Genomic DNA, 13,484 nt, shown 5'->3' on the forward strand with positions numbered 1-13,484 from the left:
AACCCGGAAGCTAAGCCCCACAGCGCCGATGGTACTGCACCCGCCAGGGTGTGGGAGAGTAGGACACCGCCGGAACACACCACACGGGTGGGCCCCACAACGCAGTGGGGCCCACCCCCATTTAACACACCCACCAAACCCCCACACCCACAGCAGAGACGCAGGCGGCCGCAGGGTCAGGCGAAGCGCTCCGCCACTCGTTCGACCATCCTCAGGCCAGCAGCCTCGAAAAGGCGATCGCCGACGTCGTGCGCCCAGACCACGGTGCCCAGCGACTGGAGGACGTTGTCGAGCCGCCAAGAGTCTGGTTCTTCGGCCGGGTCCCTGCCATAGCCGTGCAGGAAAGCAACCCGAAGGTCTGGATGATCCGCAAAATAGGAGTGTTCGAGCCGCACGAAATCGGTGACCCATGGGCGGTAGCCCGCACGGCCGAAATCGATCACTGAAAGCCGTCCGTCGTCGTGAATCCAATTTCTCGGCTGGTAGTCCCCGTGAGTGGCATAGAGGACACGGGGCGCCGCGGTGTGCGCGGCAGCAATGCTGCGCACGGCACGAAGAAGGGGAGCTGGGACGAGCGGCTCGGAGCGTCGGACGAAGTCGTCGATCTTGCTGAGCGCCGCCGGATCGTAGCTTCGGGTTTCGTGCCGAGGCACGTGGAATCGTGCGAGGAGGGCGCCGGCCTGGTGAAACGACATCGGTGAGTGCTCGAAGAGCCCGCCTTCCACGAGCGCCCCCGGCAGCCACGAGATGACGACGACGCCAGCCCGGGAATCGGCGTGGAGGAGCCGGGGTGCATGGTCGCCGAGAGGGGCCGTCATCTGCCGGTAGGCGCGGATTTCACGTTGGATGTGATGTGGGACGTCACTCGCTTTGATCACGACGGGCCCTGCGGGAGCAGCCAGCCTCAGGACGAGGATTCCCTGAACGCCCCACGACAGGTCTGCCTCGAGCTCCCACTCGCCAAGCCACTGATCGAGGAGGCGCAGCTGCTCGGACTTCAACAGCTGGGAAGCGGAGAGTGCCACGAGACCACGCTACGCTCCGAAAGCGGGCCCCGAGAGCCAAAAATGGGCCAAAATCCCTGAAAACACGCGGAAATCTGCTGGCGCGGCGGGCATTAGCTGGTAGGTTCGTCAGCAGCAGTCCCGGGCGAAGGTCCAGGGCTGACGAAACAAACCGACGTCCAGGAGGACACATGGCTAAGAACCGCAGCGAGCTTGTTGCCGAGGTCGCCGGCAAGACCAACCTCAGCCAGACCGCCGTCAACGGTGTGCTCGACGCACTGTTCGAGGTCTTCGAGAGCTCCGTCGCCGCTGGCGAGAAGGTCAGCATCCCGGGCTGGCTCGCCGTCGAGCGCACCGAACGTGCTGCTCGTACGGGCCGTAACCCGCAGACCGGCGAGGAGATTCAGATCCCGGCTGGCTTCGGCGTCAAGCTGACCGCGGGCTCCAAGCTCAAGGCTGCTGCTTCCAAGTAGAGCCTGGGAACCGCCACACGGGGGCGCCGGCGGGAGCCGCCGCCCCCGTGGTGTTATCCACATAGCCCGCATTCCGGACGCTCGTGCGTTCCGCGTCTGGAAGAATGGTGGGGTGCCGAGCTCCACGCGTACCGTTCACCCCACGTCTTCGTCCGGAGTCGAAGATCGCGGGACCCCGAAGGGCTACGTCTATGGGGCGGCAGGGGCCGCTTTGGTCGTCCTGACTGCGGCCTTGGTGTTCTCCGGAGCGGTTGCTGCCCGCCAGATCCTGGATCCCGGCGCGATTGTGCGCTGGGGCCTTCCCGTTGCTCAGACGGTGCTCAATCTTTCGGTCGCTCTCGTTCTTGGCGGACTCGTGTTTGCCGTCGCGATCCTGCCGTACCGTCGACGTCCCGAGCGAAACGCGTTGGCGTCCTCTACGGACGGGACCGTCGATGAACACCCGGCCTTTGCCCGTGCATTGAAGGTTGCGAGCATCGCATCCCTTGTCTGGACAGCCAGCTCCGTCGCCGTACTCGTCTTCACACATTCCGATCTCATCGGACAGCCGATCTCGGGAACCTCGGACTACACCAAGCAGCTCGTCTTCTACATGACGCAGCTCGATGTGGGCCGGGCGTGGCTCGTCACGGTCATCATCGCCGCCACGGTCGCCACACTTCTCTTCGCCGTTCGGTCCCTGACCGCCCTCGCACTCACGTTTCTGCTGGCCGTAGTAGGCCTCATGCCCATGGCGCTGATCGGGCATTCCGCGAGCGCGGGGGACCACGAGGCCGCCGTCAACTCTTTGGGGCTCCATCTGCTGGGTGCCGGGCTGTGGGTTGGGGGTGTCGCGATGCTGGCTCTTCTCGGAGGAACTCTGACGGGCCGGTTGCGGACCTCGGCCGGCTCCCACGGGGGTGACCTCACCGAATCGGTGCTTCGACGCTACTCGGCTCTCGCCTTGTTCTGCTTCGTTCTCGTCGTCGCTTCGGGCATCATCAACGCATCGCTGCGCGTCCCGGGGTGGAGCGCCCTGTTCGGCACGTCCTATGGACAGCTGGTGATCGGCAAGGTCGTCTTTGCCCTGGTTCTCGGCGGAATCGGCTTCATGCATCGCCGGTGGGTCATACCGCAGATCGCGCGCGGGGCATCTGCCAAACGAGTCCTCTGGCAGCTCATCGGCGTCGAGACGGTCGTGATGGGCGGCGTCAGCGGGTTAGCCGTGGCGCTCAGCCGATCGGCTCCGCCCGAGCCCACGACTCTCGCGCCGGACGCCACGCCGGCCTTCATCCTTTCCGGCTACAACCTTCCCCCCGAGCTGACGCCGGTTCGCTGGCTGACCGAATGGCGCCCTGACTGGCTCTGGGTCGCGGTGGCCGTTTTCGGCGCGGTGGCCTACGGCCTCGGCATCATCAAGCTGCTCCGCCGCGGTGACTCGTGGTCGTGGGCCCGAAGCGTTTCATGGTTCGTGGGTCTTGTCGTCCTTACCTACATCACCAGCGGGCCGCCAGCGGTGTATGGCAGGGTTCTCTTCTCGGCACACATGGTGGACCACATGATGCTGACCATGGTGGCTCCGTTGTTCCTGGTGCTCGGGTCGCCCGTCACGCTCGCACTCAAGGCACTTCGGCCCCGGCAGGACGGCAGCCGTGGGCTCCGGGAATGGACGCTCGTCTTCGTGCATTCGAAGTGGTCGCAGCTGATCACGCATCCGCTGTTCGCCGCCGCCAACTTCGCCGGCTCGATCATCCTCTTCTACTACTCGGATCTCTTCGGGTATGCGATGCGGGACCATATCGGCCACGAGCTCATGAACCTCCATTTCACCCTGACCGGCTACATCTTCGTGCTCACGATGATCGGCTCGGACCCGCTGCCCAGACGCGCGCCATACCCGCTCAGGCTCTTGCTCCTCTTTGCAACGATGGCGTTCCATGCATTCTTTGGCGTCGCGATCATGGGCTCGAACATCCTCCTCGAGCCGACCTATTTCGGGAACCTCGGGCGGCCTTGGGGCCCGTCGGCAATCTCGGACCAGCAAACGGGCGGCGCGGTGGCCTGGGGAATCGGCGAGATACCGACGCTGGTGGTAGCGATCGGCGTCGCCGTCATGTGGTCGAGATCCGATGCCCGCGAGACGAAGCGACGTGATCGGGCTGCCGATCGGGACAACGAAGCGGAGCTCGAGGCGTACAACGCTATGTTCAACCGGCTGGGTGACCAGGACCGGGCCCGCGGATTGTGACCTCGCGAGTCCGCCCGTCGAACGGGACGCGGAACAAAGGCCCCGATAATGGGGTTGGCCAAAAGAGACCTTCCACCAGCGACACGTCAGGAGTGCCCGTGACCGCCGAGTCTGCCGACATCGTGAGCGCCATCAGCGCTTCAGCCCTGAGAGCCACGCACCGGGTGCGGGCGAGCGAGCTCGCGGGTCGGGGCTGGCTCAACACGGGCGGCACGGAGCTGAACCTCTCGGCGCTTCGCGGGAAGATCGTCATCCTCGACTTCTGGACCTTCTGCTGCATCAACTGCCTGCACGTTCTGGATGAGCTGCGTCCGCTCGAGGAGAAGTACAACGACGTCCTCGTGACCGTCGGCGTTCACTCTCCGAAATTCGAGCATGAGGCCGATCCTGTTGCCCTTGCGTCGGCTGTGGAGCGCTACGAGATCCATCACCCCGTCCTCGACGACCCCGAGCTTCTGACGTGGCAGGCGTACACGGCTCGCGCATGGCCTACGCTCGTCGTGGTTGACCCCGAGGGCTACATCGTGGCGCACCTCTCCGGGGAGGGACATGCCGCCGGTCTCGGAGTGCTGATCGAGGAACTGATCCAGGAGCACACCGAGAAGGGAACGCTGCATCGTGGTGACGGGCCGTACGTGGCCCCGGAGCCGGTGGCACGCACCTTGCGCTTCCCAGGCCAGACGATTCAGCTCGAAAACGGGAACTACCTGGTCGTCGACACGGGCCACCACCGGCTGGTCGAGCTGCGTCCTGACCTCGAGACGGTGCAGCGGGTCATCGGGTCGGGTACAAAGGGCTACGCGGACGGCGGTGCGGAGAAGGCCCAGTTCAACGAGCCGCAGGGAGCCGCCATTCTCCCAGCAGACATCTCGTGGCAGACGGGTTATGACGCGATCGTCGCCGACACCGTGAATCACCGTCTCCGCGGCGTCACCCTGAGTTCCGGCCACGTGCAGACGATCGCGGGGAACGGCATCCAGCGCCTGCTCGACGCCGGGCCGGCCCGTGTGGACGGAGATGGCGCAGGTATGTGGGCCGCTGCCTCGAGTGAGAAGGCTGGGCCCGTAGCTGGGTCGCCTGCAGATCATGACGGCGGAGCCTCCACGAGTCCGCATCCCGCCGACTATGCAGGAGATGCGCTCGACATCGGCGTGGTCGGGCATGGAACGAACGTTTCGCTCTCTTCGCCCTGGGACGTCGTGTGGAGCGAGAAGCTGCGCAAGGTCGTCGTCGCGATGGCTGGCACGCATCAGATCTTCACGTTCGACCCGCTCACGAACGAGGTCGCGATCCTGGCGGGCTCCGGCCTTGAGGGGCTGCTCGACGGGGCAGGGCCGGAGGCCTGGTTCGCCCAGCCGTCAGGTCTTGCGGTCGACGCTGAGGGCAACCTCTGGGTAGCCGACTCCGAGACCTCGGCCCTGCGAAAGATCGTGCTGGATGATACGGCTTCGAACCCCAGCGCTGTGCACGTGGAGACCGCAGTCGGCAAGGGACTCTTCGACTTCGGCTTCCGCGATGGCGCTGCAGACAACGCTCGGTTCCAGCACCCGCTGGGCGTCACGGTTCTTCCGGACGGCTCGGTCGCGATTGCGGATACCTACAACGGCGCCGTGCGTCGCTACGATCCGGCGGCGCAGTCGGTGTCGACACTGGCGCGCGGACTCGCAGAGCCGAGCGACGTCGTCGTCATGAGGCCGGAAGACGGCGAGCCGCTCCTGCTGGTAACGGAGAGCAATCGGCACGAGCTCTCGCTCGTGCCGATTCCGAAGGACGCGCAGGAGGTTGACGAGGGCGCGAGCCAGACGCAGCGTCCCAAGTCGCCGCTCGCGCCCGGCGCCCTCGGGCTCACGGTCCGCTTCAAGGCCCCCACGGGTCAGAAGCTCGACAACCGATGGGGCGATCCGACCCAGTTGAAGATCTCGTCGACTCCGCCCGAGCTGCTTCTCGCCGGCTCCGGCACGTCGCAGGGGCTCCTGCGCACGCTCGAGCTGAATCCCGAGGTGGGCGAGGGCGTTCTGCACATCACTGCGCGAGCGGCGGCGTGTGATGGTGCCCCTGGGGAGGAAATCCCGGACCATGCCGCATGCCATCTCTACCAGCAGGACTGGGGTATCCCGGTGCTGCTGCAGGAGGGGGCGGAGTCCGAGCTCGTCCTCGACCTCCGCGGGATGAACTGACGCTCTCGAGGTGACCCCTATTCACCCTTGAGGGTTCTCATTGGGTCCAGGCGACTGAGATAGAGCGTCGTGACCGGTATCGCTGTCGTGGCGGCGGCGAGCAGCGACGCAGCGTCAATGAGGATCGCTTGGACTCCCACCGTCGTCTCGCCCAGTTCCCGGGCGCTGATGATGAGCTGCGCGAGGACACCGCCCGCCAGGGGGACGCAGTACAGGAGGGCGAACTCGAGGGCAAAGAGATCGCACGTCTCTCGACGTGTCGCCCCTGCGAGTCGGTACGTCGCAAAGTCCTTTCTGCGCGCCCACACGAGCAGGAATGCGAGGGCCGCCACAGCGCAACCGGCTGCGGCCGGCGTTGACATGCTCAGGCGCTGCGACAAGTCCCTCTGTGGATCCTGATCGGTTTCTTTCGGCGGGACCATCCTGAACACGTTGACCGGATCCGGGCCGCCGAACCAGCCGGTTAACAGCGCTTCGACATCGCGGACGGCTGATGGCGCTGCTTCGACGAGGCATGCCTCGACGGTCGAGGAGTCTGCGACCGCCACTGTCAGGGAGTTCTGGAGCTGCGGGATCCGTGGCTCCGCCGAGGCTACCGCGGTGACGACGAGGGGCTGCGGTTGATCCTGGATGCCGAACACGAGTCCCGCGGCGAGCCCGAAGTCCTTGGCCAGCAGGCTGCTGGCGACGACACTCAGGTTGGTTCCGGCGTCCAGACCCGGCCACACAACTCGCGGATAGCCGGGGGTCACATGCTCGATCTGGAGACGTCGAGAGGGCAGCAGCAGCGAGGTGGCTGAAGAGCTCGCCGTCCGCCCACCAGCAGCCACAACTGAGTCGAGATCGTTGAGGAGCTCACAACGAGCTGCGGACAGCCCGGCCGGAGTCGCTGTCGTGACGGTCAGGACACTGGACCCCGAGGCGATCTTCGTATTCCACGAATCGGTGATGCGCTGGACGTCGGCGACGCTTGCGAAGATCGCGAGGAACCCGAGGACGGAAGAGAGGAGGGCGACTGAAATGGAGGCGACCGGTGTCGAACGAATGGTCGCGAAGACCTCACCCCAGACGGCGCTTCTCGTCGCCAACGAGCTGCCCCTCCTCGATCCAGAACCGGTCATCGCACTGCTGGGCTACCCACGGGTCGTGCGTTGCAATGAGAGTGAGCGCCCCGAGCTCGGAAGCGTGCTTGAGGGCCTCGATCACCTTCCTGCGCGCGTCTGGATCGAGGGACGCGGTGGGCTCGTCGGCCAGAATAAGACTCGAGCGGGCAGTGATGGCCCGGGCAACCGCCACTCGCTGACGTTCGCCGCCTGAGAGACCCGACACACGCGCGACCCTGAGCTCTCCGAGGCCAAGACAATGGAGTGCCTCCCTCGCTCGTAGTCGTGACTCCTCGGGGTCGTGGCCCGCCATGAGCGAGGCCGTCATCGCATTATCGAGGGCTGTTCGCTGTGACAGCAGCGGCGAGCTCTGGAAGATCCAGGCAGGGATCAGCGGCTTGAGCTGACCATCTCCGTCAGCGCAGATGCGCACTAGGCCCGATTGGGGCGTGAGCTGGCCCGACACGAGCCCCAGCAGCGTAGACTTGCCGCTCCCAGAGGGACCCATTATTGCGACAGTTGCGGTTCCCGCAAAGGTGTGGGTCAGCCTTGAGAAGAGCTGGCGGCCCGGCACCGAATAGGTGACGTCGTGAACTTCTACTCGCATGGCCCCGCCTTGCCAGAGGAGGCAAGAACTGGTTGGCCGGGGAGGATCTCGCCCGCGACGATGACCCGCCCCAGAGCTTCGCCGATGACGTCAACACGAACCTTTGCTGTGCCGTCGTCCAGCGCGCGGATGACGCAATGGTTTCCCGAGATTCCGCTGCGCACGGCGGCGGCGGGGAGAACGATCGAGCCCGCCGGGACCGGCGTCTCGACGAACGCCGACGCGGATGAGGCACCACTCTCGAGCTGGGCTTGAAGCGCAGGGAGACCTTCGGCCCCAATCCGTTGACGGGAAGCGTCTACGGGCAAGGGGGTGCCCGCCGAGAGGACGCGCCCCTGCACTGGGACGCTATAGGCCCTGCCGCCAGTGTTGCTGACTTCTGTGGGCGATGCCTTGTCCGGTTGCTCCTTCGGCTGCCGATTCTGCAGGGGCAGCGTGCCCTTGACGACCAGGCGCGCTTCTGTGAGGCGGGCCGCCGCCGTGAAGAGCTTCGCGCCAGCCGCGGGAGCCGGGGAAGCAACCGTGACCTCAGTCTGCTCGACTGTGAGTTGCCTATTGCTGAGGTGGATGCTCCAATCGGGTCGGAAGACTCCATGATCTGTCGCTCCCAGATAGCGGCGAAGCTGCTCGATGCCTGCCATCGTTTCCGCGGTCACGGTCGCCGCTGGTCCGTGGCGGAAGCCAAGGGTAGCGAGGAGCCGATTGAGATCCTCGACGTCGTCTCCGGCCATGCCCGATCCAATGGGTCTCCAGAATGGGGCTTTCCCCGCGAAGGCAATGCGATCAACTCCGTTGATCCGCACGATCTTCTGACCGCTCGAGATCTCGCCGCCCGGCGTTACGTAGACGTTCTGGACTATCCCATCCCAGACAGGGGCGACAACAGCTGAAGGAGAGCTCCACTTGAGGGCGAGCTCTACGGGCGTTGAACTCGTGCTTGAAGCCGTCTCAGCGGTGACCCAGATGTCCACGGGCTCGGACAGCCGCAGTTGGGTGTTTGCGAAGAGCAAGCCTGTCAGGGCCAAGATCGGTGCTGCGATCCAGAGGACGGCGCCTGCGCCGGTGATGATTCGACGGGCGTACCCAACTGCCTTCCTCCGTAAAGTGCACCCGACTTGATCGCCGGATAAAGCCGCGTCATTGCTTCACTGAAGCAACTTGTGGCGTGACGGTCTCTCGTCCCCTCCTCGACGGGATCTCCGGCGATGGCCCTAAAGGTATTGGCGCCGTCCGGCACATCGTACCCGGCAGCCTTCATGCAGGACTGCATGGAGGCGCGCAGTGGTTCCTCCATCCGCTGCTGATTGGTCGCCATATAGCCTGCGGAAACCGCGGACCAATACTTCTCTTCGCACGCAAGAGAATGCTCGCTCATCTCTTGGAGGTCCCGACCTTGAGGATCGTATTCGTAGGTGAAGGAGAGGCCATCCGCGGGGCTCATCACCGGGTCTGACACGCCATATCCGCCTTCGCGCATGCAGCGCACGAGGTTGCCGAAGGCCTTGTCATAATCAGCCTTGTCGGCGATGCCGTCCGCAAGCATTTCAGCAGATTCGCTGTGCCCTCTACTGCGTTCTTGCCGAGCGGACGCCTTGAGATCTTCAGACGTGATCGCGCGGCCTGTGGAGGCGCCTGAGCCAGAGGCGCAGGCCGTTAAGATTGAGATGATTGCAATCCCTTGGACGATGTGGCCCAGACGCCTCTTCATCAGGAGTTTCCCCACGCATTCCCGAAGGAATGAGATCCTCCGAATTGGCTCCAGTCGTACGGGTTGGCGGCGCCATACCATGACCTGACGAAATTGAAGCCGGAGAACCTCGGGCCCACTACTGCTCCGGGCCGAAGGTGGTTGTTTGTCACGGCCGCGCTTACCTGCTGGATCCAACAGGGATTGCTTCGCTCGCTTGTTGAGGCGAACGACAACGCTCCATCGCGATAAGAGCTACCGCTCCATTGGGCCGCACCCCAACATCCCGATGGTGCGTTCCTGAATAGTTGCGAACTGTAGGCTTCGGCCGGTGCGGCCGTCAGTGCCAGTGCGACGCAAATTGCCGCGGAACTGGCAAGCGTCACCATCTTTCCTCTCATCGTCCCGTCCCTCTTTCCTCGATGCGGGTGCGGGGAACACGATGAACCGTCCCCCGTCGCGGACGCTACTGAGGGAACGGAGGGCCGGTCAACGCCCTGGTCGCGATATGCTCCAAACTTGGCGCGTTTGTGCACTAATTGCCTCTCGGACAGCTCGAGCTGCCAGCCCACGGAGGCTCGTGGCGCTGTCCGTCAGCCGAAGACCGGCGTGATGGTGATGGTCGAGCCTGAAACGGAGAGGTTCACCGTGAACTGAAAATCCCGTTCGACATTCAGCTGGCTCACCCGGCCGGTGAAAAGGTCAATCTGCCGAGCGGTGAGCCGGGCCTTTCCGGACAGCGGGGAAACGGTCCACTGCCCATTGAAAGGCGTGACGCTCGCGCTTGGGTATTGAGGGATCGACCAAGCGATGGTCCCGTCGACGATCCGATTGTCGGTTTGGTAGGCAAACGGGCAGTCAGGCTGGAGTCGCTGCTGCGTTGAGGCGGTCTTGGCGCACTGGTCGAGGAAGTCCTTCGCCTTCTCATTGATCGCGGCAACGAGTGCGGGCGTGGCTTTTGTCGCGAGGGTGAGGGGAACGAGGCCGGACTTCTGGGAGACCACGGCCGTCGTGGGGTCGGCGGCGAAATACTGTCCGGGAAGGGCTCCGACGTAGCTGCCCGGGTAGAACACGGGGAACGAATTCCGGCCCGAGGGCATGTTCACTTCAACGCCGTTGATCGTTGCCCGCGAGGAGTTGACCACTGAGGCCTGAATGCTGGGCAGTGCCGCCGGAACGATGCTCCACCGCGGAAAGAACAGCCAATCGGTCCCGGTCTGCTCGACCAGGAAGTCCGTGGTGAAATTCGAGCCGCCGGAAGAGAAAGTCACCGGGACATTTTCACGTCCATTCGCCGCTGCCGAGGGAGTTCCTACCGTCAGGTCGCGGATGCGAGCCATCGAATCGCGCAGCGGCGCGCCGTCGAGCAGGGACGTGCTGCCGGCAGGCACCTGGGCGTGCAACGCACCCAGGGCCCGGCCGCCGTCGCCCGCTTGAAGCGCGGCGAGGTACGCGCGCACGGGTTGGGCGGGCCCGCTCGCGGAGCGGACCGCTATGACCGCAGCGACTGCTGCCGCGATCGCGAGAACGAGGGCGAGGGCCCAGAGCAGCGCCGCCTTGGTGAGGCTCGGAGCCTGGGGAGGGGCCTCCTGCGCGGACACGCTCACCGGTGGCTGGTCGTGGCCTCTGCCACGCACGGCGCGATCGTGCGGTCATCCGTCAGTCTCAGCTCAGGCATGTGGCTAGCCTAGCGGCCAGCTGTACCCGAGTCGTTGAGGGAGGGGATTACCTTGTACCCGAGACGGAGTGGGTTAGGAGAGGAGGGCGGCCATCACGGCCATCGCCGGGATGGCGACGACAGTCGTGACGAGCACTGTGTCCTTCGCGACGACCAGGCCGCGCTGATAACGCTGCGCGGCGACGTACACATTCTGCGCGGTGGGAAGGGCGGCGGTGACGACGGCGGCGAACAGCGCATGACCGTCGAGCCCGAGGGCGAAGCGTGCGAAGGTGAACGCGATGAGCGGGTGGACCACGAGCTTGAAGGAGGTGGCGAGGAGGGTGTCGAAGCGACGTCCGTCGTCGGCCCTCAACGGACGCGAACCGTACAGCGAGATGCCGAACGCCATGAGCATCGCGGGGATCGCCGCGCCGCCGATGAGATGGATCGGCTGCATGATGAGTTCCGGCAGCTGCCAACCGGTCGCGGCTAGCGCGAGCCCGATCAGGGAGCCGATGATGTTCGGATTCGTCACCACCGGGAGCACGAATTGGAGGGCGCGGGCCGCGCCCGGCTTGGCGGTCGCCGTCGTGCCGTCCAGCAGGAGGAGGAACGACGGCGTGAACAGCGCGAGCTGGAAGATCAGCAGGGGCGCCACATAGCTCGCGTCGCCCAGGACGAAGACGGAGATGGGGATGCCCAGGTTCGCCGAATTCGCGACCGAGGAGCACATCGACGCGATGAGGGCTTCCGAGAGTTTCCGGCGCCGCAGCCACCTGAAAGTCCCAATGGAAAGAAGCCCCACCAGCGTGGAACTGACGGTGATGACCAGCAGGTGCGAGGAGAAGATCGAGTGAAGGTCCGCTTTGCTGAGGGTTTCAAGAAGCAGCGCGGGGCTTGCGACGAAGAAGGAAAGGCGGCTCAGCACGGTCTGGGCACCGTCTCCGAGGAGGCGCCTTCGGGCTACGAACCAGCCGCTGCCGATGATCGCCCAGACCACGAAGAACCCGGCGAGGACCCCTAGCACGTCACGATTCCACGGGGTTCCACGTCAGTCTGCTGCACAGCGTCCAGACTAGAACAGAGGACCCGCGGGAAAGAAACCGCTTTCTAGTTGAGGTGCGCCTGAATGGCGAAGGGCGGGCGCATGAGGCCAGGAGTGACGCCCTCGGCCGGGTCTGTCCCCAGTTCGATGATCTTGTTCTCCGCGTTGACGTGCACCACGGTCGGCACGAACTCGCGGGCCTCCTCGTTGCTCATCGACGCGTAGCTGATGAGGATCACGATGTCGCCCTCGTGGACGAGGTGCGCCGCTGCGCCGTTGATCCCGATGACGCCCGAGCCACGCTCGCCCGCGATCGTGTACGTCTCGAGACGGGCGCCGTTCGTGACGTCGACGATGGACACGAGCTCGCCGGGCAGGATGTCGGCGGCCTCGAGGAGGTCCAGGTCGACCGTCACCGAGCCGATGTAATGCAGGTCGGCGTGGGTGACCGTGGCGCGGTGGATCTTCGACTTGAACATTGTGCGGTTCATCGCAAACCAGTGTACGCCGGGCCTTCTCGGCGCGCCGTGGCCCATCTCACTAGAGGCTCTGCTAGGTGCGGCTCAAAGTGCGTCCCATGATGGCGTCAGTGAGGGCGTCCACGGCCGCCGAGTTGGCGAGCGGGTTGCGGATCAGGGTGAAGTCCACATCGCCGACAGGCGGGAGGTCGAAGCGGCGGGTGATGATCGAGAGGTCCTCTGGTACGAGCGTGGTAGGCATGACGCCAATGCCGAGACCCGCCCGCACCGCCGCGAGCACGCCGGCGATCTGCTTCGTGCTGCACGTGACCTTCCAGGTCCGCCCGCTCGCCTCGAGTGCCTCGATGGCGAGGGTCCGACTCAGGCTGGGTGCCGGGTAGACGACGAGGGGGACCGGCTGGTTCGGCTCGAGGACGGTCTGCTCGACACCGACCCAAGAGAAGACGTCGTGCCGCACGACCGTTCCCTCCTGCGCGCCCGCGATCCATTTGATGAAGATGAGGTCCAATTGGCCGGACTTGAGACGGCGGTGCAGATCGTCGCTCTGGCTCACGGTGAGCTCGAGATTGAGCTGCGGGTAGGCGCGGCGGAACTCCCGGAGGATCTTCGGCAGTCCGGTGATGGCGAGGTCGTCGGCGGTGCCGAAGCGCAGACGGCCGCGCATGGCGGAGCCACGGAAGTAGCGCAATGCTTCGTCATGTGCGGCCAGGATGCTCCGTGCGAAGCCGGCCATGGCGTCCCCATTGTCGGTGAGCCGCACGCCATGGGTGTCGCGCACCAGAAGCACCCGCCCCGCGGACTTTTCGAGCTTGGCGACGTGCTGGCTCACCGTCGGCTGGGCGATTCCCAGCCGTTCCGCCGCGAGGGTGAAGCTGAGATGCTCCGCTACGGCGAGGAAGCTGCGGAGGTGCACAGGATCGAACATGGCACCGATCCTTCCGAAGCCAATTGCGAAATGCAATAGCTCTTATATGGCAAATAAGCTTCCGCAATGCTTTCCCTGCTGTCTAGCGTGGAATCAC

The 13,484-nt window shown here is 65.0% G+C and carries 12 protein-coding genes and 1 rRNA gene; 4 read left to right on the plus strand and 9 right to left on the minus strand.

All coding sequences use genetic code 11. The features are described from left to right. Positions 1-75: ribosomal RNA gene (gene rrf, locus E5679_RS21685) — 5S ribosomal RNA — on the plus strand; the annotation flags it as partial. 101 nt (positions 76-176) lie between these two features. Here rrf and E5679_RS06830 read toward each other — a convergent pair. Then, positions 177-1,025, minus strand: coding sequence for an aminoglycoside phosphotransferase family protein (locus E5679_RS06830; RefSeq protein ID WP_138414341.1), 849 nt, complete (start codon positions 1,023-1,025; stop codon positions 177-179). A 170-nt stretch (positions 1,026-1,195) separates the two neighbouring features. On the opposite strand from E5679_RS06830, the gene E5679_RS06835 reads away from it, so the two are divergent. The 3 genes from E5679_RS06835 to E5679_RS06845 all read left to right on the plus strand — a co-directional run bounded on the left by E5679_RS06835 (position 1,196) and on the right by E5679_RS06845 (position 5,881). Continuing rightward, positions 1,196-1,477 carry an HU family DNA-binding protein gene (locus tag E5679_RS06835; protein ID WP_138414342.1) on the plus strand — a complete coding sequence of 94 codons (282 nt, stop codon included), beginning with the start codon at positions 1,196-1,198 and terminating at the stop codon, positions 1,475-1,477. A gap of 112 nt (positions 1,478-1,589) precedes the next feature. Further along, on the plus strand, positions 1,590-3,704 hold the full coding sequence (locus E5679_RS06840) for a bifunctional copper resistance protein CopD/cytochrome c oxidase assembly protein (protein ID WP_420821055.1): 2,115 nt from the start codon (positions 1,590-1,592) through the stop codon (positions 3,702-3,704). Positions 3,705-3,802: 98 nt separating this feature from the next. Continuing rightward, positions 3,803-5,881 carry an NHL domain-containing thioredoxin family protein gene (locus E5679_RS06845; protein ID WP_420821056.1) on the plus strand — a complete coding sequence of 693 codons (2,079 nt, stop codon included), beginning with the start codon at positions 3,803-3,805 and terminating at the stop codon, positions 5,879-5,881. Between the two features lie 17 nt (positions 5,882-5,898). Here the strand turns inward: E5679_RS06845 and E5679_RS06850 are convergent, their stop codons facing one another. The 8 genes from E5679_RS06850 to E5679_RS06885 form a co-directional block, all read right to left on the minus strand. Beyond that, on the minus strand, positions 5,899-6,969 hold the full coding sequence (locus E5679_RS06850) for a hypothetical protein (protein ID WP_138414343.1): 1,071 nt from the start codon (positions 6,967-6,969) through the stop codon (positions 5,899-5,901). Further along, a complete protein-coding gene (locus tag E5679_RS06855; protein WP_138414344.1) occupies positions 6,941-7,591 on the minus strand; it encodes an ABC transporter ATP-binding protein in 651 nt (216 codons plus the stop codon). Before E5679_RS06855 ends, E5679_RS06850 begins: the two co-directional genes overlap by 29 nt. Then, positions 7,582-8,322 (minus strand): hypothetical protein, encoded by a 741-nt coding sequence (locus E5679_RS06860; protein ID WP_171042272.1) that lies wholly within the window; start codon positions 8,320-8,322, stop codon positions 7,582-7,584. The genes E5679_RS06855 and E5679_RS06860 overlap by 10 nt, the downstream gene beginning before the upstream one ends. 284 nt (positions 8,323-8,606) lie before the next feature. Then, positions 8,607-9,299 carry a hypothetical protein gene (locus E5679_RS06865; protein WP_138414346.1) on the minus strand — a complete coding sequence of 231 codons (693 nt, stop codon included), beginning with the start codon at positions 9,297-9,299 and terminating at the stop codon, positions 8,607-8,609. Positions 9,300-9,871: 572 nt separating this feature from the next. Further along, on the minus strand, positions 9,872-10,885 hold the full coding sequence (locus E5679_RS06870; RefSeq protein WP_249336005.1) for a hypothetical protein: 1,014 nt from the start codon (positions 10,883-10,885) through the stop codon (positions 9,872-9,874). Positions 10,886-11,029: 144 nt separating this feature from the next. Beyond that, on the minus strand, positions 11,030-11,965 hold the full coding sequence (locus E5679_RS06875; protein WP_138414347.1) for an AEC family transporter: 936 nt from the start codon (positions 11,963-11,965) through the stop codon (positions 11,030-11,032). A gap of 83 nt (positions 11,966-12,048) precedes the next feature. Continuing rightward, positions 12,049-12,474, minus strand: coding sequence for an aspartate 1-decarboxylase (panD, locus tag E5679_RS06880; protein WP_171042273.1), 426 nt, complete (start codon positions 12,472-12,474; stop codon positions 12,049-12,051). 61 nt (positions 12,475-12,535) lie between these two features. Beyond that, complete coding sequence (locus E5679_RS06885) at positions 12,536-13,387, minus strand: LysR family transcriptional regulator (RefSeq protein ID WP_138414348.1); 852 nt, start codon at positions 13,385-13,387, stop codon at positions 12,536-12,538. Positions 13,388-13,484 lie beyond the last annotated feature (97 nt).

The sequence above is a fragment of the Sinomonas gamaensis genome (assembly GCF_005876955.1).
GTDB lineage: Bacteria > Actinomycetota > Actinomycetes > Actinomycetales > Micrococcaceae > Sinomonas > Sinomonas gamaensis.